Origin of the sequence: Empedobacter sp. R750, from assembly GCF_030324345.1 — a bacterium.
Classification (GTDB): domain Bacteria; phylum Bacteroidota; class Bacteroidia; order Flavobacteriales; family Weeksellaceae; genus Empedobacter; species Empedobacter falsenii_C.
This window is the reverse complement of sequence record NZ_JACAGF010000014.1, coordinates 67,424-84,644: the sequence shown is the minus strand read 5'-3', so window position 1 is coordinate 84,644 and position 17,221 is coordinate 67,424. Positions and strand designations below refer to the sequence as shown.

Annotated in this window: 20 protein-coding genes; 15 read left to right on the top strand and 5 right to left on the bottom strand. The window is 31.6% G+C overall.

Going from position 1 to position 17,221, the window contains the following annotated elements; all coding sequences use genetic code 11:
* Nucleotides 1-533: 533 nt before the first annotated feature.
* Nucleotides 534-1,070 (top strand): RNA polymerase sigma factor, encoded by a 537-nt coding sequence (locus tag HXZ74_RS13700; protein ID WP_280038158.1) that lies wholly within the window; start codon nt 534-536, stop codon nt 1,068-1,070.
* A 24-nt stretch (nt 1,071-1,094) separates the two neighbouring features.
* On the top strand, nt 1,095-1,511 hold the full coding sequence (locus tag HXZ74_RS13695) for a hypothetical protein (protein ID WP_125350307.1): 417 nt from the start codon (nt 1,095-1,097) through the stop codon (nt 1,509-1,511).
* 6 nt (nt 1,512-1,517) lie between these two features.
* On the opposite strand, the gene HXZ74_RS13690 is transcribed toward HXZ74_RS13695, so the two are convergent.
* The 3 genes from HXZ74_RS13690 to mnmC2 all read right to left on the bottom strand — a co-directional run bounded on the left by HXZ74_RS13690 (nt 1,518) and on the right by mnmC2 (nt 3,437).
* Nucleotides 1,518-1,814, bottom strand: a complete 297-nt coding sequence (locus tag HXZ74_RS13690) for an ATP-dependent Clp protease adaptor ClpS (RefSeq protein ID WP_180905936.1) — start codon at nt 1,812-1,814, stop codon at nt 1,518-1,520.
* Nucleotides 1,815-1,820: 6 nt separating this feature from the next.
* Nucleotides 1,821-2,648 carry a 50S ribosomal protein L11 methyltransferase gene (gene prmA / locus HXZ74_RS13685; protein ID WP_038336885.1) on the bottom strand — a complete coding sequence of 276 codons (828 nt, stop codon included), beginning with the start codon at nt 2,646-2,648 and terminating at the stop codon, nt 1,821-1,823.
* A gap of 72 nt (nt 2,649-2,720) precedes the next feature.
* Complete coding sequence (mnmC2, locus tag HXZ74_RS13680) at nt 2,721-3,437, bottom strand: tRNA (5-methylaminomethyl-2-thiouridine)(34)-methyltransferase MnmC2 (protein WP_125350305.1); 717 nt, start codon at nt 3,435-3,437, stop codon at nt 2,721-2,723.
* A gap of 80 nt (nt 3,438-3,517) precedes the next feature.
* On the opposite strand from mnmC2, the gene HXZ74_RS13675 reads away from it, so the two are divergent.
* From HXZ74_RS13675 to HXZ74_RS13655, 5 genes are all read left to right on the top strand, one after another.
* A complete protein-coding gene (locus HXZ74_RS13675; RefSeq protein WP_286475851.1) occupies nt 3,518-4,579 on the top strand; it encodes a branched-chain amino acid aminotransferase in 1,062 nt (353 codons plus the stop codon).
* A gap of 107 nt (nt 4,580-4,686) precedes the next feature.
* Nucleotides 4,687-5,709, top strand: coding sequence for a DUF4407 domain-containing protein (locus HXZ74_RS13670; RefSeq protein WP_286475849.1), 1,023 nt, complete (start codon nt 4,687-4,689; stop codon nt 5,707-5,709).
* 53 nt (nt 5,710-5,762) lie between these two features.
* A complete protein-coding gene (locus tag HXZ74_RS13665; RefSeq protein WP_114999071.1) occupies nt 5,763-6,191 on the top strand; it encodes a hypothetical protein in 429 nt (142 codons plus the stop codon).
* Between the two features lie 31 nt (nt 6,192-6,222).
* Complete coding sequence (locus tag HXZ74_RS13660) at nt 6,223-6,459, top strand: hypothetical protein (protein WP_280050105.1); 237 nt, start codon at nt 6,223-6,225, stop codon at nt 6,457-6,459.
* Nucleotides 6,441-6,725 (top strand): type II toxin-antitoxin system RelE/ParE family toxin, encoded by a 285-nt coding sequence (locus HXZ74_RS13655; protein ID WP_280051637.1) that lies wholly within the window; start codon nt 6,441-6,443, stop codon nt 6,723-6,725. The genes HXZ74_RS13660 and HXZ74_RS13655 overlap by 19 nt, the downstream gene beginning before the upstream one ends.
* Before the next feature lie 23 nt (nt 6,726-6,748).
* Here HXZ74_RS13655 and folP read toward each other — a convergent pair whose 3' ends face one another.
* Complete coding sequence (folP, locus tag HXZ74_RS13650; RefSeq protein ID WP_286475847.1) at nt 6,749-7,576, bottom strand: dihydropteroate synthase; 828 nt, start codon at nt 7,574-7,576, stop codon at nt 6,749-6,751.
* Nucleotides 7,577-7,629: 53 nt separating this feature from the next.
* Between folP and HXZ74_RS13645 the strand changes: the two genes are divergently transcribed.
* From HXZ74_RS13645 to HXZ74_RS13620, 6 genes are all read left to right on the top strand, one after another.
* Nucleotides 7,630-8,178 carry a DUF1599 domain-containing protein gene (locus HXZ74_RS13645; RefSeq protein ID WP_280051635.1) on the top strand — a complete coding sequence of 183 codons (549 nt, stop codon included), beginning with the start codon at nt 7,630-7,632 and terminating at the stop codon, nt 8,176-8,178.
* Nucleotides 8,175-9,296 carry a BT_3928 family protein gene (locus HXZ74_RS13640; RefSeq protein ID WP_286475845.1) on the top strand — a complete coding sequence of 374 codons (1,122 nt, stop codon included), beginning with the start codon at nt 8,175-8,177 and terminating at the stop codon, nt 9,294-9,296. The genes HXZ74_RS13645 and HXZ74_RS13640 overlap by 4 nt, the downstream gene beginning before the upstream one ends.
* Nucleotides 9,297-9,299: 3 nt before the next feature.
* A complete protein-coding gene (locus tag HXZ74_RS13635; protein WP_114999077.1) occupies nt 9,300-10,382 on the top strand; it encodes an ABC transporter permease in 1,083 nt (360 codons plus the stop codon).
* Nucleotides 10,383-10,458: 76 nt separating this feature from the next.
* Nucleotides 10,459-11,217, top strand: coding sequence for a triose-phosphate isomerase (gene tpiA / locus HXZ74_RS13630; protein WP_280051633.1), 759 nt, complete (start codon nt 10,459-10,461; stop codon nt 11,215-11,217).
* A 205-nt stretch (nt 11,218-11,422) separates the two neighbouring features.
* Nucleotides 11,423-12,184 carry a hypothetical protein gene (locus tag HXZ74_RS13625; protein WP_286475843.1) on the top strand — a complete coding sequence of 254 codons (762 nt, stop codon included), beginning with the start codon at nt 11,423-11,425 and terminating at the stop codon, nt 12,182-12,184.
* Nucleotides 12,185-12,307: 123 nt separating this feature from the next.
* Nucleotides 12,308-13,222, top strand: a complete 915-nt coding sequence (locus HXZ74_RS13620; RefSeq protein WP_286475841.1) for a helix-turn-helix transcriptional regulator — start codon at nt 12,308-12,310, stop codon at nt 13,220-13,222.
* A gap of 29 nt (nt 13,223-13,251) precedes the next feature.
* On the opposite strand, the gene HXZ74_RS13615 is transcribed toward HXZ74_RS13620, so the two are convergent.
* Complete coding sequence (locus HXZ74_RS13615; RefSeq protein WP_286475839.1) at nt 13,252-15,393, bottom strand: type IA DNA topoisomerase; 2,142 nt, start codon at nt 15,391-15,393, stop codon at nt 13,252-13,254.
* 324 nt (nt 15,394-15,717) lie between these two features.
* Here HXZ74_RS13615 and HXZ74_RS13610 point away from each other — a divergent pair, with 324 nt between their 5' ends.
* Complete coding sequence (locus HXZ74_RS13610) at nt 15,718-16,530, top strand: MotA/TolQ/ExbB proton channel family protein (RefSeq protein WP_038336866.1); 813 nt, start codon at nt 15,718-15,720, stop codon at nt 16,528-16,530.
* An 88-nt stretch (nt 16,531-16,618) separates the two neighbouring features.
* A complete protein-coding gene (locus tag HXZ74_RS13605; RefSeq protein ID WP_114999085.1) occupies nt 16,619-17,209 on the top strand; it encodes a biopolymer transporter ExbD in 591 nt (196 codons plus the stop codon).
* The last annotated feature ends 12 nt before the right edge of the window (nt 17,210-17,221 follow it).

Below are 17,221 nucleotides of genomic sequence, written 5' to 3'. Positions count from 1 at the left end.
TCCTTTTTACAACTAACTCAGAATTTACTACTCATAACTTCCAAAACACCCCTATAATCCCCTCAAGGGGATAGTTTGTTTAGAATTTTATTCTGATATAATCTTAAGTTATTTAACATAATTCTTATTATTGAGTAGACTAAAAATTAGTTTCGCTTACCGCTTACCGCTTACCGCTAAACACGCGTTAGGGATAGTAGTGGAAATCCTTTTGTAGGAATTGGATTTTCTGTAATAACTTCTAATTTTTTCTACAAAAGATTGGAACGGATAGCCCGACCGAGCAATTTATATTACTTGCTATTGAATTATTAAGAAGAAATTGATGAATCGTATAAATGAAAGGAAAAGAGCGAAGGAACGCCCAAATAAATTTTTCAATAGAAATATACTTTTATTGATAGGTTCATACTTAAGTATATGTGGAATATGGATTTGATTTCATAAAAAAAATATAAAATCTTGATTATGTTCAAAATTATTAGAAGTTTATCATTTCAAATTTAATAGCTTTACAGCTTAATATTATTCAATTGGATCAGAAAATATTAGATCACATTTTAAATAAGGATTGGGAACAGGCTTTTAAACTTCTTGTAAAAGATTATCATCAGAGAGTTTATTGGCAAATTCGTCGTATGGTTTTGATTCATGAAGACGCAGATGATATTGCTCAAAATGTTTTTATAAAAATCTATCAAAATTTGAATTCATTCAAAAATGAATCAAAATTATCGACATGGATTTTTAGGATTACTTATAACGAAACCATCAATTTTATTCATAAAAATGCTAAAGAACAAAATGTTTCGTTTGAAGATTATTCGATGAATATTGCAGATGATTTATCTACGGATGAGTATTTTACAGGTGATGAAATTGAGTTGAAACTACAAAAAGCGATTGCAAGTTTGCCAGAAAAGCAGCGCGTAGTATTTATGATGAAATATTATGATGAAATGAAATATGAACAAATTTCTGAAATTTCAGGAACATCTGTTGGTGCGCTAAAGGCGTCTTATCATCATGCAGTTACAAAAATTAAAGAATTTTTAGAGGATGAAGATTAAACCTTTTTAACTTTTTTTTGTCTTATGAATGATATGAAAGAAAATGGATTAAAAAATAATTTTAAGGTTCCAGAGAATTATTTTAAGAATTTAGAAGATGAAATTTATTTTAAAAGCTTAAAACAAAAGGAAAATTATACAACCCCTACTAATTATTTTGACGATTTAGAACAGTCAATTTTATCGAAAACTATTGATAAAAAAGAAACAAAAGTTGTACATTTCAATATTTGGTGGGCTGCTGCTTGTATATTGCTATTAGCATTGGTTGTAACTCCTTTTGTGATTAATTCTACAGAAAAATCTACAGAAGTTGTGGATACAAAAACAGAAAATCATGTTTACGAGAAGATCTATGATTCGTATATAGTGAGTGATCAAAACAAAAAATCGTCCAATGTAACATTAGACGATTCTGATTTTGCTTTATATGATTATTAAGAAATTCTAAATAATTTCTGCACTTAAACCTCGGTTCAATAATTCTGTGCATCGAGGTTTTAAATCTTCTAATTCACCCGTCAAGACTTCGCATTTACCTTTGTAGTGAATCAAAATAGAACATTGTTCCGCTTGCTCTGGCGTGTGTTCACAAACATCAATCAACGATTCGATTACCCAATCAAAAGTATTCACATCATCATTGTAAACAATAATTTGATATTTGTGTGATTCCTGTTCCAATACATCAACAGCCGAATCTTTTTCCGTTTCCCACATGGGTTGCGTTGCGTATTTTGTCATATCATTTTATTTTTTGAAATGTAGCGCAATCCACTCATTTCGTTGTTTTTTAGATACAAATTTCAAACCATTTTCTGTACAAAAAGCTAAGATATCATCAAAATCTTGCTCCATCAATCCACTTAAAAATAAATCACCATTTTCATTCAAAACATTGATGTAAGAAGGAATTTGACTGATTAAAATATTTTTGTTGATATTCGCTAAAATAATGTCAAACTGTTTGCTTCCCAAAAGTGAATTATCACCCATTTTCGCATCTAAACTAACACCATTTCGTTTTCCATTTTCGATAGAATTTTCCACAGCCCACTCGTCAATATCGATACATTCTGCATAATTTGCACCACGTTTCATTCCTAAAATTGCAAGAATTGACGTTCCACAGCCCATGTCCAAAATATCTTTTCCTGTAAATTCAGTTTCCAAGATATATTCTACCATCAAATGTGTTGTAGAGTGATGTCCAGTCCCAAAAGACATTTTTGGTTGAATGATAATTTCGTAAGGAATATTTTCAACTGTTTCGTGAAATTCTGCACGAATCAAACATTGGTCATTCACTAAAATTGGCGTGAAATTTTCTTCCCAAGTTGCATTCCAATTTTGTTGTTCAATTTCTTGACGCGTATAAGAAAAATCAATATTCTCGATAGAATCAATCACTTCTTTTACTTGGTCAATATTTTCGTCAGTTTTTGGCATGTAAGCATCAAAACCTTCTTCGTTTTCAACAAAACTTTCAAAGGGTAGTTCAGAAATCATTGCAATAATAATTTCATTAAAAGGCTCTACTTCCGCAACTTTAAATTTATATTCGATATAATTTGTCATAAAAAAATGTAGAAAACATCAAATTGTTTTCCAGCGCAAATTTACGATTTTTATAATTAATGATAAAGGAGATTATTTATCAAATGGAAAGTCCTTCAAACCAACCATCATTTCACGTTTTCCTGGAGGTCCAGGACGTTTTTGTACAATATAGCCCAAATCTTTCAATCCTCTTTTTATGGTTCCTTTCGCTGCATAAGTAGTAAAAATGGCAGATTTTTTAGTTAGAGAATCAACAATTTCTAACAATTCTTTTTCCCATAATTCTGGTTGAACACGAGAACCAAACGCATCAAAATAAACCAAATCAAAATTATTTTCGTTGATATTTTTCAGATTGAAAAAATCTTCTTCTACTTTCTTAATTTCATAATAAGGAGAAATTTTATGCCAATTTTCCCAATTAGAATGAAATAATTGTTGATAATAATCTAAAAATTCTTCTTTTCGATGTTCAAATTCCGGATAAAGTTTGAAAACATTTTCAAAATAATTCACCAATTCAAATTCTTCATCAGAAACCGGAAATTTTTCAATTCCAACATATTGCACCAGAATTTTATGTTTTTCAGCTTCCATCAAAGTAATGAAAGAATTAAGTCCCGTACCTAATCCAATTTCGATAATTTTTATAGGATTTTTTGTTTCTGTAAAATGATGAAATCCATTTTGTATAAATACATGAAAAGCCTCTTGTACAGCACCATGTTTAGAATGATAAGATTCATCCCAATCTTCAATATAGATAGTTTTTGAACCATCTTCCGTTTCTTGAATAATTCTTTTCATCGTCGAAAGTTATGATTTTTATTATGAAAAAGTGCAAATAAAATGTACCTTTGATAAGCACAAACAAAATATATCGTAAAATGATTATAGAAAAAATTGCTGAATCAAAATTTAACGATTCAGTTTTCAACTCTACTGTTTTTGGGAAAGAGTTTACAGATCACATGTTGATCGCGCATTACAAAGATGGTAAATGGGATGAACCTAAAATTGTTCCTTACGGACCAATATCAATGACACCAGCAGCGATGTCTTTTCATTATGGTCAAACAATTTTTGAAGGAATGAAAGCCTACAAAAATGATAACGAAGAAGTATTTATTTTCCGTCCTGAGAAAAACTTCGAGCGTTTTAATTTATCTGCGGCACGTCTTAATATGCCTCAAATTCCGAAAGAAATTTTTATTGATGGTTTAGAAGCGATTATTGATATCGATCGTCAATGGGTACCAAAAGATTACGGAACGTCTTTATACATTCGTCCAGTAATGTTTGCAACAGAAGAAGCTGTTTCTGCAAGAGCATCTAACGAGTTTATTTTTGCTATTTTATTGGCTTACGCTCCTAATTATTATGATAAACCATTATCAGTAAAAATTGCTGATTATTATAGCCGTTCTGCTCAAGGTGGTGTTGGTTTTGCAAAATGTGGTGGTAACTATGCTGGATCATTTTTCCCAACTTCTGAAGCGCAAAAAGATGGTTATGATCAAGTAATTTGGACAGATTCTATCGAGCACAAATTTATCGAAGAAGCTGGAACAATGAACGTAATGGTACGTATTGGAAACAAAATTTTAACTGCGCCTACTTCTGAGCGTATTTTGAATGGAGTTACTCGTGATTCTGTTTTGACTTTAGCAAAAGATAACGGTTACGAAGTAGAAGTGCGTCCTGTAGAAGTACAAGAAATGTATGATGCTTACAAATCAGGAGAATTAAAAGAAGTATTTGGATGTGGGACTGCTGTTGTAATTACACAATATGATGCAGTAGGTTTTGGAGAAGAGCGCGCTCAATTACCAGTTATTGCAGAAGAAGATTCTTTCGCATTACAATTGAAAAAGAAATTAAAAGATATTCAATACGGATTAGCAGAAGATCCTTATGGATGGAGAATTAAAATCGAAGAACAAGCTTAATTTTGATTAAGTAAGTTTTTTTTAAAAATATAAGCTGACAATTTGATTGTCAGCTTTTTTTGGCATGATATTTAATAATATGTTATACAAAGTACTATATTTGCAAAATGAATGGACTACAGAAATTTTTAATCATCTGTTCAGGGAGTAGTCTTGAACTCTTGAAAAAAACACCAACAGATATCAACAAACATGTCGGTATTGGAGGTGTCATATTATTTACAGGAATTTTGGCGGCTTTGTCTGCTGGATATGCGTTGAATACTGTTTTTGATAATATATATGCAGCAACAGGTTTTGGTTTGTTGTGGGGATTGATGATTTTTAATCTTGACCGATATATTGTCACATCAATGAAAAAATCAGGTGGATTTTTTCGTCAGTTTTTTATTGCTTTGCCACGTATTTTGGTTGCAGTTTTATTAGGTATTGTGATTTCGAAACCGTTAGAATTAAAAATTTTCGAGAAAGAAATTAACAAGCAATTAAATATTATTGTCAATCGAAATAAAGCAGAATTACAAAAAGGAATTGATGAGCGTTATGTTGAATTGGGAACGCCTTTTTCGAATGAACGAAAAGAAATTTATGCAGAAATTGATAAATTAAGAAACGAGTATAATTCTGCTTCTACCGAATTGGAAAAAGAAGTTGTAGGTACGCAAACCGAAACAACAACTGGTCGCGAAGGTTATGGACCAAATGCGAAACGAAAGGCAGAATTGAAAAAACAAAAAGCTGCCGAAATTGATACGTATATTCAACAATCTACGCCTCGTTTAGCAGAGATTAACAAAGAATTGGATCGATTGAATGTGGCGAAAGAGAAAGAAATCGATGCGGCGAAGCCAACGGAAGAAAATTATAATGGTTTTGCAGCTCGTATGCAGGCTTTAGACGAATTGTCAGTAAATAATCCAATTTTAGGAACTGCAGCTTTATTTATAGCTCTTGTGTTTATCTCGTTAGAAACTGCGCCAGTTTTAGTGAAATTAATCGCTCCAAAAGGACCTTATGATTTTCTATTAGAAAAACATGAACATTCGTTCAAGATTTTTAGTAAAGAATCAATTCAGATTATGGATATTAAATCTGAAAAACGAGTCAAACATGAATTTGAAAAAGCATAAATAATAAAAAAGTAACTTCAATTTGAAGTTACTTTTTTAATTTTGCACAAGATATGGAAATTTATAAAATAGAAATTTACGGAGAAGACGAAAACCAAATTCAACGAATGGAAGAGGTGATTGCTCCTATAAAAGATATTCAGGATTATTTTTGGAAATTACTTTGGATTGATGGTGAAAGTGAAACGGACGAATATTCGGTTTTCGAATTGCAAGAAGTTATCGATCAACAAGACGGTATTTTTGTTGAATATGATCAGTTAGAAAGTTTATGTTATAAAATGGAACATGTAACAGAGGCGTTGATTATTGGAGACCGAAAAGAAAATAACTTGCATGTAAATATTGAGGACGAAAATTTATATGATAACGAAGTTGTATTTGAATTTGTAAAAGATTCGCATTGGCAAATTTTGACATCGGACATTAACATTGTTGATACATTTAAAGTTTTCTTTCCAAATAGTAAAATCATTGATTAAAATTGATTAACTTTAAATTAAATCTCTCATTATGAATACAGAAGAGTTAAAAAAGTTGACAATAGAAAAGATAAAAAAACTGGATGATAAAAATAGTATTGAGCAAATAAATAATTTACTTGATTTTGAATCTGAAAGTGGAATTTATACTTTAACTGACGAACAAATTGTTCGAGTTGAAGAAGCTAAAGATGAGTATAAAAATTCATCTATAATTAGTGAAAAAGTAGCCAATCAAGAAATTGAAAAATGGCTAAACGAAAAATAATTTGGACAAAAACAGCGAATCTTGAACGAAAAGAAATCTTAGAATATTGGATTTTAAGAAATAAATCAAAGAGATTTAGTATCAAATTAAATTATCTAATTCTTCAAACATTAGAAGTTTTGCGCGAAAATCCTACAATTGGTCGACGAACAAATATTGATAATGTGAGAGTAAAACTTATCAGAGAATATTTGTTATTGTATGAATTTACTGATGCTGAATTAATTATTTTGAGTATTTGGGATGCTCGCAGAAATATAAAATAAAAGCCTTTTTAGTGGCTTTTATTTTATATTTGATTCAATTTCTGAAAAATTTGTAAGGTTTCTTTTGCTTCTTTTACATCGTGAACACGCAAAATTTTTGCACCTTTTTGTAACGCAACCATATTTAGTACAGAAGTTCCGTTTAAAGCTTCTTGCGGAGTTGTTTCGAACAAATTATAAATCATCGATTTTCGCGAAATTCCGACTAATAAAGGAAAACCTTCAAAACCTAAAGCTTCCATTTTACTGAATAATTCGTAATTATGATCCAATGTTTTTGCAAATCCAAAACCAGGGTCCAAAATAATATCATTTACTTTTGCAGCTTTTAATTGAGCAATTTTCTGCGAAAAATATTCGTTTACTTCCAGCGTAATATCTGCATATTCAGGATTATTTTGCATCGTTTTCGGTGTTCCTTTCATGTGCATCAAAATGTACGGAACTCGAAGTTCTTTTATTGCATCAAACATGTTTTCGTCCAATTCCCAACCCGAAACATCATTTATAATAGCAGCGCCAGCTTTTACAGCTTCGCGTGCCACATTTCCTCGAAAAGTATCAATCGAAATAATCAATTCTGGATATTCTTCAATAATTTTTTCGATAATTGGTGCAGTTCTATCAATTTCTTCTTGCTCCGAAATATTTTCTGCTCCAGGTTTTGTAGAATAACCACCAATATCAATCATATCAGCACCTTCGGACAAATGTTTTTCAACTTTTTCTAAAATCAAATTCATCGATTGATTACTGCCTCCATCATAAAAAGAGTTTGGCGTTGTATTCAAAATTCCCATAATTTTAGGCTCGTTCAAATCAATCAAACGACCATTACAATTAATTGTCATATCTTAGAAGTTCTTTAAGCAATTTCAATTATTTTTGAAATCGAAACGAAATTATGAAAAATACCTCAATTCAATTTAAAGAAATCATCTCTGTTTGTCGAGATTTATATACAAAAAAATTACAAGATTACGGTCCGGCTTGGCGTGTATTGCGTTTACCGTCGTTGACAGATCAAATTTTTATCAAGGTAAATCGCATTCGTACGTTGCAAGAAGCGACGGAGCGTTTGGTTGATGAAGACGAAGAAGGAGAATTTGTGGCGATTGTAAATTATTCGATTATGGCATTGATTCAGCTAGAACTTGGTTTCGCAGATCAGCCAGATTTAACAGATGAACAAGCGATCGATTTTTATGATAAATATGCGACAATTGCGCACGATTTGATGATGAAAAAAAATCATGATTACGGTGAAGCTTGGCGAGATATGCGTGTGAGTTCGATCACAGATTTAATTTATCAGAAAGTTTTGCGCACAAAAAGTATCGAAGATAATAAAGGAAAAACGATTGTTTCAGAAGGTTTGGATGCAAATTATTTGGATATGATTAATTATTCGATTTTCGCCATGATTTTAATTAACGAAAAGAAAACTTCATGAGGTATTTGGTACAATTTGCTCGAATTATAGTTGGAGTTATTTTTATAATTTCTGGATTTGTAAAAAATGTAGATCCAATTGGATTAAGTTTCAAATTAGAAGAATATTTTTCGCCAACAGTTCTTAATATTCCATTTTTAGAAGGTTTGAGTTTGCCTTTGGCAACATTTTTCTCCATTTTTGAAATAGTTTTAGGTGTTTTATTATTACTTGGCGTTTGGAAAAGATTTACGACAATTGCATTATTGTTGACGATTATTTTCTTCACATTCTTGACATTTTATTCAGCTTACTTCAATAAAGTAACCGATTGTGGATGTTTTGGTGATGCGCTAAAACTAGAACCTTGGACATCATTTTACAAAGATGTTGTGCTTTTGGTGTTGATCATTATTTTAGTGATAGGTCAAAAATATATTAAACCATTATTCGTTGAAAAAGCGAATTATGCAATCAATTTTATCACGATTTTAGGTTCTGTAATTATTGCCTATATCGGAATTAATCATTTACCAATCATAGATTTTAGACCTTACGCAGTTGGAAAAAATTTGATTGAAGGAATGAAATCTCCGCAAGAATTAGGTTTGAAACCAACAACATATAAAACGATTTACACCATGAAAAATAGTGTAGATGGAAAAGTTGTAGAAATTGACGATGCGCAATATATTGCGGATGATAAGTGGTACAAACACGGAACTCCTTGGGTGATTGAAGCGGATAAAACCCGTACAATTGTGGAGAAAAAAGGGTACGAACCACCAATTCACGATTTTAATTTTGATTGCAATGGTGTTGATAAAACTTCTGAAATTTTGAATGCGCCAAAAGCGATTGTTTTTGTCATTCCTTTTGTTGAAAAAGTAAACGAGAAACAAATTGCGAAATTGAATACTTTAGGAAAAGAAGCGAAAGCAAAAGGTTTTGTTGTGACAGCGGTTTCGAACAATCCTGTTAAAGGTTTAGAATTGGAGAATTGTTTTATGGATCAAACGACAATGAAAACAATTATTCGTTCAAATCCAGGAGTGATGATTTTAGAAAAAGGAACGGTAAAAGCGAAATATCATGACAATGATTTTCCTTCAATTAATCAATTAGAAGAATTATTTTAAAAAGTGATTAATTATATTTTAAATAAAATTTTCTACGGATTTCTAACACTTTTTGGTGTAGTGACTGTAGTTTTTCTATTGTTTTCGGTACTTCCTGGAGATCCTGCACGTATGATGCTCGATCAAAAAGAAGATCCTGAACAATTGGCTCAAATTCGTAAAAACTTAGGTTTAGATCAACCTTTGTGGAAACAATATGCTTTTTATATAAATGATTTGTCGCCGATTTCATTTCATAATATTGACGAAAACAATACAACATATACTTCATTAAGTTCTGATAAATACAATTACACAAAATTGATGGATTTCGGAACGAATGAAATGGTTTTGAAAACACCTTATTTGCGCGAATCTTTTCAGAAACAAGGAAAAAGTGTAAGCACAATTATTGGTGAAACGCTACCAAATACGATGGTTTTAGCAATTGCGGCCATTATTATTGCGACGATAATTGGCGTTGCGTTGGGAATTGTTTCCGCTTTGATGAAAGATACTTGGATTGACAGAGTTTTGTTAGTGGTGACGAGTTTTGGGATGAGTATTCCGTCTTTCTTTTCGGCGATTATCATTGCCTATATTTTTGCGTTTTTGATGCATGATATTACAGGACTGAATATGATTGGAAGTCTCTATGAAGTGGATGATTTGGGAGAAGGAAAACATTTGATGTTGAAAAATCTTATTCTTCCAGCGATTACATTAGGATCTCGTCCGTTAGCCGTTTTTACGCAATTAACACGAAATTCGTTGTTAGAAGTTTTGAACCAAGATTATATTCGAACAGCTTTTGCAAAAGGACTTTCAAGAAAAACGGTGATTACAAAACATGCATTACGAAATGCGCTGAATCCTGTTGTTACAGCAATTTCTGGTTGGTTCGCTTCGATGTTGGCAGGTTCTGTTTTTGTGGAATTTGTTTTTGGCTGGAATGGTTTAGGAAAAGAAATCGTAAATGCACTAAATACATTAGATTTACCAATTGTGATGGGAGCTGTCTTAGTGATTGCTGTGATGTTTATTGTGATTAATATTTTGGTTGATATTCTTTACGGAATTTTAGATCCTCGCGTTCGCATAAAATAAATCAGGTATAATTTCGCGATAAATAATTATCTTGCAGTAAATATTAAAACCAAAATCAAATAAAATACACTTTTTTATGCGTGATAGAATAGTAGCAGGAAACTGGAAAATGAACTTAAATTATGAAGAAGCAATTCATTTAGCAACAAATCTTAATGCTTGGGTGGCAGATAATCATCCAATAGCACAAGTTATAATTGCGCCTTCTTCTATTTATTTACAAACATTGTTAGAAGCTGTAGATGAGCAATATGTTAAGATTTCTTCGCAAGATATTTCTGCTCACGAGAAAGGGGCGTATACAGGAGATATTTCGGCAGAACAATTGGATAGTATCGGATTAGATTTCGCTATTATCGGACATTCTGAGCGTAGAGAATATCAAGGAGAAACAGATATTGTAATTGCTGAGAAATTAAAACAAGCTTTTAAATATCAAATTAATCCAATTCTTTGTGTGGGAGAAAAATTAGAAGAACGCGAAGCTGAGAAACATTTTGAAGTTGTAAAAACTCAAATCATGGATGCTTTAGTTGCTCAAAAACCAGAAGATCTTTCTCGTTTGATTATTGCTTACGAACCAGTTTGGGCAATTGGAACTGGAAAAACAGCTACACCAGAGCAAGCGCAAGAAATTCATGCATTTATTCGTAAAGTTTTGAATGATGAATTTGGTGTAGAAGTCGCGAATGATACAAGTATTTTGTACGGAGGAAGTGTAAATGCACAGAATGCGAACGAAATTTTTACTCAACCAGATATTGATGGCGGTCTTGTTGGTGGCGCTTCATTAAAATATGATGATTTTGTGCAGATAATTGCTGCATGTAAATAAAGTTAATGACTCAATCGAAAGATTGAGTTTTTTTATTTATTTTTTCAAACTCTCTATTCATCAGTGTTATAATAGGTTTTTTGTCTGATTTAAGAAAATTATAACATTTCTTAAGATTAATTAAGAGTTTTCGGAACAGTGTCTGCAAAGTTCTAAATGTACTAACTATTTAAAAAGTATCATTTTTAAACAAAACACATTTATTATGAAAAAATTGACGCAAGTATTAGGAGTCGTAGCAATAGGGTTAGTTTCTTTCTCTTTTACTACAAAAAATGAAATAAAAGTTCCTACAACAGAAATTACAAATAAAGTTGTAGAAGATGCACCAAAAGTTGTTATTTTAGATATTGTAGATAATATTGCAGCAGATTCAGGAGCTAATATTGCAACTGAATTCAAAACAAAGTTAGAATCATTGAATAAAGAAAATGTACAGGTTCTTTTATGGAAAGATTTAACGAAAGGATTAAAAGATGAAGAGAAAAGATCAATCATAGATAGTTTAAAACCTGAGTTGATCATGACGTTAAGTTTCGATAAAACTGATGATAATACAAATAAAGTTGCAGCAGTTGTTTCTAAACAAAACGTTGCTTTCGAAGATACATTTAAAGTAGCACGAGAATTAGCTGATAATTTAAATTCAACCGCTGTTAAAAATGATGGAGTATATCAAAATGATTCAAACTATATTCAAGATAATGCAGCTCCATCAATTTTCTTAAGCGTAAAAGTGAAGAATGAACCAACTTCTAACGCAGAAATTGTTGATAAACTTTCTAATTTCATCGAAACTGCGAAAGTTGAAGATGGTACAACACCAGTTGAAACAACATCAGAAGTAGCAGTAGATTCAGCAACAGCTACGGTAGACACAGCTACAACAACAGTAGAATCGGCAGCACAAGATGTAAAAACAGCTGCGAAAGATGTAAAAACAAAAGTAAAAAAATCTAAAAAATAGAATCCGTTTTTTCGAATATTTCATTTTTATTAATGAAGAAAAAGTAACATTTTGTAATGAAATGTTACTTTTTTTTGTTTTTAATTGCAGATAACTTAAGTTTGCTCAAACACTTCCAATTCAATGTCAAAACAAGGTTATATCGCGCGTTATTTCAATATTGTTCGTAAATTATCACAACAAAAATATTGTTCTTATGAAGATTTAGAGCGTTTTTTGGAACGAGAATTTGAAATGCTTCAACTTAATGATGATACATTAGAGTTTAATTTCTCTAAACGTACATTGCAACGCGATATTCGAGAAATCAGAAATATATTGGGAATTGATATAATGTATAGTCGCAGTCAGCGTGGATATTATATTATTCAAGATGATTATAGTTCTGATTTATTTCTGAAAACCTTAGAAGAAATCAATAGTTTTTCTGCTTTGAAATTGACAAATTCGCTCGAATCGATTGTGTATTTGGAAAAAAGAAAACCGAAACGCGCCGAATTTTTACCAGATATTGTACAAGCAATTCAAGGAAAAAAGAAAATTGAATTTCATTATCAAAAATTTGGAGAGGAAAAGGAAACGATTCGTAAAGTTTCGCCAATTGCAATTAGAGAGCACAATGACCGTTGGTATTTGATTGCTGATGATAAAGGAGTTGTCAAAAATTTTGGTTTGGAACGAATGAATAAAGTTTCGATTCTGAAAGAAAAAATTGATGATAATATAGAGTTTAATTACAATGACAAGTACAAATATTCGTTCGGGATTATTGTTCCAAGTTCAGAGAAACCAGAAAAAATAGTGCTTTCTGTGACCAAAAAACAAGCAGCCTATTTAGAGTCTTTACCTTTGCACGAATCTCAGCAAATTTTAGAAACTAATAATGATGAAGTTTTAATTGGTTTAGAATTATTTTTGACTGAAGATTTTATCAGTGAAATTCTTTCTATGAGCCGTTCGGTTACGATTATCGAACCAAAAAAACTGAAAGAAAAAATCAAAACAATTTTAAAAGAGACATTAGAGAAATATAATTAGCGAGTTTCGAATTTCGAAACTCGCTTTTTTTACATTTCCTCAAATTCTAAATCGAAATTCATTCCCAAAATAGCTTTACCAGTAACTTTTTCTCCATTTTCAGGATTGATTAAGCCGGCCATTTTTCCAGTTTTTTGTTTGGTTACTAAATCTAAAATCTGTTTATCGGTTAATTTTTTACCCATAAACTCGAATGGAATTTTGAATCCACATTCTTTAAAGTTTGCACAACCATAAGCGGCTTTTCCTTTGACTAATTTATGTGTTTTACATTTTGGACAAGTTGCATCTTCCAGATTAATTTCTTCTTTTGGTTTGCGCTCTTTCTTTGGTTTTTCATCTATTTGAGCTGAATTTTGATGCGAAGCAATCGGTCTGAAGTAACTATTTTTTACATCAAATGTCAATTTCGAAACCATTTCAATCAATTCTTGTTTGAATTGTTCTAATTCGTATTCACCTTTTTCAATCAAACGAAGTTTTCGTTCCCAAACACCAGTCAATTCAGGAGATTTTAATAATTCATCTTGGATAGTATCAATCAAATCAATACCCGTTTGTGTCGCAATTATATTACGTTTTTTCTTTTCGATGTATTTTCTACGAAACAAGGTTTCGATAATATTTGCACGCGTAGAAGGTCGACCAATTCCATTTTCTTTCATCAATTCGCGCATTTCTTCATCATCCACTTGTCGTCCAGCAGTTTCCATTCCGCGCAATAAAGTTGCTTCTGTATAATGTTTTGGTGGAGTTGTTTTTCCTTTGTGAATAAATGGTTCGTGAGGACCTTTTTCACCAATTTCAAAAATCGGCATTATTTTTTCCTCATCTTTTTCGTCTTCCTTTTTATCTTTTGCATAGACTTCACGCCAGCCCATTTCGAGAATCTGTTTTCCCGTAGCTTTAAAATTTATTGCAGAAAGTTGTCCATCTTTTCCATTATTTTCAACTTTTCCTTCGACAGTTGTGTTCGCTACTTTACATTCTGGATAAAAAACAGCAATAAAACGTCGCGCAACCAAATCATAAATACGTTTTTCTTCGTTCGATAAACCTTGTGGAAAGATTTCGGTCGGAATAATAGCGTGGTGATCGGTTACTTTTGTGTTATCAAAAACTGCTTTCGACATCGGAATAGGTTGCGTCATCAAAGGAGCAATCAAATTTTGATAAGCGGTTAATTTATTCAAAATTCCAGGAACTTTTGGATAAATATCTTCCGATAAATATGTTGTATCAACACGAGGATAAGTCACAAATTTTTTCTCGTAAAGACTTTGTATATATTTTAAGGTATTTTCTGCCGAAAACGCATATTTTTTATTCGCTTCTACTTGTAAAGAAGTCAAATCGAATAGGCGAGGATTTTTTTCGCGTCCCTCTTTTACTTCGAAATCAATAATTTCAAATTCTCTATCTTTGATGAAATCTAAACCTTGTTTAGCTTTTTCTTCAGATTTTAAACGAGGAATTGTCGCATTAAATTCTACTTCTTTGAAAATCGTTTTTAATTCCCAATATTCATCAACTACAAAGGCATTTATTTCTTTTTGACGCTGAACAATCATTGCCAAAGTAGGTGTTTGCACACGACCAATAGAAAGAACTGTTTTTGGCGGCGCAAATTTTTTGGTAAACAATCGTGTAGCGTTCATTCCTAATAACCAATCGCCGATTGCACGTGCTTGCCCAGCAGAAAAAAGATTGAAATATTTTTCGCCATCTTTCAAATTATCAAAACCTTCTTTAATAGCTTCTTCTGTCAACGAAGAAATCCACAAACGCTTCATTGGTGCTTTTGCACGTGCTTTAAGTAAAACCCAACGTTGTATCAATTCTCCTTCTTGTCCAGCATCGCCACAGTTTATAATCTCGTCGACTTGATCATTCGTGACTAATTTTTCGATGATATGAAATTGTTTCGAAACACCTTTATCTGCAATTAATTTAATTCCGAAACTCTGTGGAATCATTGGCAGATAATTAAGATCCCAGCTTTTCCACTCGGGTGTATAATCTTGCGGTTCTTTTAGTGTACACAAGTGTCCGAAAGTCCAAGTGACCTGAAATCCATTTCCTTCATAGTATCCATCGTGCTTTTGATTCGCACCAATTACTTTGGCGATATCTTTAGCAACACTAGGTTTTTCGGCAATACAAACTTTCATAGCATTTATAATTATTGAAGTGCAAAAGTCAAAATAATAATTTAATTCTTAAAAAAAAATATAAATATGTATAATTATTGAATAAATTTGCGAATAGGTTAGTTAATGAAAAGATTCATATTCTTTAAAATTAAAAGGTTGTTTTTATGAAATTTTGCTGTTTTGTTGAAAAATTAGTTATCAATTCAGTAAAAAATAACATTGATTTTGAGTGAAATCGAAATTTAACGTGATAACAACGCAAAAAATTTAGAAGAATTAAAAAATTTTCACTTAATTTACACCCACATTAATAAAAATCATAATATTTAAAAGAATTAGTAAATGGAAAAGAATGTAACAGTACCAGCTAAAACTAAAAAGGGAGGTCTTAACCCTGTGATTACTATGATCATTTTAATTGCAATTGCAATGGGGATCTTCAAGTTTGTATTTGGAGCAGAAGGTAATTTCGAAGGAGGTGATGTAGAAAAAGGTAATCCTTTAAACTTTTTAGGAATTATTCATAAAGGAGGGGTGATTATTCCATTCTTAATGTCTTTCTTCTTTATGGTAATCGTTTTCTCAATTGACCGTGTTATCGCTTTAAACAAAGCAAAAGGAACAGGATCTGCTGAGAAGTTTGTAAATGACATTCGTGCTTTATTAAACAAAAATGAGGTTAACAAAGCAATTGAATTATGTGACAAACAAAAAGGAGCTGTAGGTAACGTAGTTAAAGAAGGTTTAACAACTTACAAAGCTCTAGAAAACGACACAACGTTAAACAAAGAGCAAAAATTAGCTCAATTAGGTAAAACGTTAGAAGAAGCGACTACATTAGAAATGCCAACGTTAGAGAAAAACATGACAATCATTTCTACAATTGCTTCTGTAGGTACGTTAATTGCCTTAATGGGTACAGTAATCGGGATGATTAAAGCATTCTTCGCATTAGGTGAAGGTGGAGGATCTCCAGATGCAGCTCAATTATCAGTAGGTATTGCCGAAGCCTTAATTAATACAGGTATGGGTATTGGTGCTTCTGCATTCGCTATTATTATGTATGCTTTCTTAACTTCTAAAATTGATGATTTAACATTCAAAATTGATGAAGTAGGAATGAGTATCCAACAATCTTTCTCTGCTCACAATTAATATTCAATTGACGAAGCCTTAGAAGGATAGTATAAGGACAAAATCAAACAACAAACAATTTAGAATATTAATTAATAATACAGAGAAAATGGCAAGAGTAAAACCAAAAAGAAGAGGTCCTTCGATGGACTTAACAGCTATGTCTGACATGGCTTGGCTTTTGTTAACTTTCTTTATTTTGACATCTAACTTTAGAGAACCTGAAGTTGTTCCTGTCGTAACACCAACATCTGTTTCGAACCAAAAAATGGCTGCTGAAAACATGATGATCATTAAAATTGATGGAGAAGGTAAGTTCTTATTCGGATTAGAAGAAAAAGATCGTATTCCTACATTAGAAAGAATGGGTGATAAGTACGGAGTAAAGTTTACAGATGCTGAAAAGAATGCATTCAAAAGCATAGTAGAGTTTGGTGTACCAATGAATGAAATGAGAAATTATTTGAATCAGTCTGCTGATAAACAACAATCATATCATCCAGGTATTCCATTAGATACGATACCTAACAAAAATCAAGAATTAATTGATTGGGTATTTGAAGCAAAAGAAGTGAACCCAGATATTTTCTTAGCAATTAAAGGTGATCAAAAATCTGAATACAAAAAATTCAAAACTTTGATTCAACAATTGCAAGAAAAGAACATGAATAAGTTCCAGTTAATTACATCTCAAGAATAATTATTAAGAAAT

What these genes read in the sequence shown, in the direction of transcription:
- HXZ74_RS13615 (WP_286475839.1), bottom strand. Translation starts at nt 15,393, where the DNA reads ATGAAAGTTTGTATTGCCGAAAAACCTAGTGTTGCTAAAGATATCGCC.
- HXZ74_RS13605 (WP_114999085.1), top strand. Translation starts at nt 16,619, where the DNA reads ATGGCAAGAGTAAAACCAAAAAGAAGAGGTCCTTCGATGGACTTAACA.
- tpiA (WP_280051633.1), top strand. Translation starts at nt 10,459, where the DNA reads ATGCGTGATAGAATAGTAGCAGGAAACTGGAAAATGAACTTAAATTAT.
- HXZ74_RS13620 (WP_286475841.1), top strand. Translation starts at nt 12,308, where the DNA reads ATGTCAAAACAAGGTTATATCGCGCGTTATTTCAATATTGTTCGTAAA.
- HXZ74_RS13645 (WP_280051635.1), top strand. Translation starts at nt 7,630, where the DNA reads ATGAAAAATACCTCAATTCAATTTAAAGAAATCATCTCTGTTTGTCGA.
- folP (WP_286475847.1), bottom strand. Translation starts at nt 7,576, where the DNA reads ATGACAATTAATTGTAATGGTCGTTTGATTGATTTGAACGAGCCTAAA.
- HXZ74_RS13655 (WP_280051637.1), top strand. Translation starts at nt 6,441, where the DNA reads ATGGCTAAACGAAAAATAATTTGGACAAAAACAGCGAATCTTGAACGA.
- mnmC2 (WP_125350305.1), bottom strand. Translation starts at nt 3,437, where the DNA reads ATGAAAAGAATTATTCAAGAAACGGAAGATGGTTCAAAAACTATCTAT.
- HXZ74_RS13665 (WP_114999071.1), top strand. Translation starts at nt 5,763, where the DNA reads ATGGAAATTTATAAAATAGAAATTTACGGAGAAGACGAAAACCAAATT.
- HXZ74_RS13690 (WP_180905936.1), bottom strand. Translation starts at nt 1,814, where the DNA reads ATGACAAAATACGCAACGCAACCCATGTGGGAAACGGAAAAAGATTCG.
- HXZ74_RS13670 (WP_286475849.1), top strand. Translation starts at nt 4,687, where the DNA reads ATGAATGGACTACAGAAATTTTTAATCATCTGTTCAGGGAGTAGTCTT.
- HXZ74_RS13625 (WP_286475843.1), top strand. Translation starts at nt 11,423, where the DNA reads ATGAAAAAATTGACGCAAGTATTAGGAGTCGTAGCAATAGGGTTAGTT.
- HXZ74_RS13675 (WP_286475851.1), top strand. Translation starts at nt 3,518, where the DNA reads ATGATTATAGAAAAAATTGCTGAATCAAAATTTAACGATTCAGTTTTC.
- prmA (WP_038336885.1), bottom strand. Translation starts at nt 2,648, where the DNA reads ATGACAAATTATATCGAATATAAATTTAAAGTTGCGGAAGTAGAGCCT.
- HXZ74_RS13610 (WP_038336866.1), top strand. Translation starts at nt 15,718, where the DNA reads ATGGAAAAGAATGTAACAGTACCAGCTAAAACTAAAAAGGGAGGTCTT.
- HXZ74_RS13640 (WP_286475845.1), top strand. Translation starts at nt 8,175, where the DNA reads ATGAGGTATTTGGTACAATTTGCTCGAATTATAGTTGGAGTTATTTTT.
- HXZ74_RS13660 (WP_280050105.1), top strand. Translation starts at nt 6,223, where the DNA reads ATGAATACAGAAGAGTTAAAAAAGTTGACAATAGAAAAGATAAAAAAA.
- HXZ74_RS13695 (WP_125350307.1), top strand. Translation starts at nt 1,095, where the DNA reads ATGAATGATATGAAAGAAAATGGATTAAAAAATAATTTTAAGGTTCCA.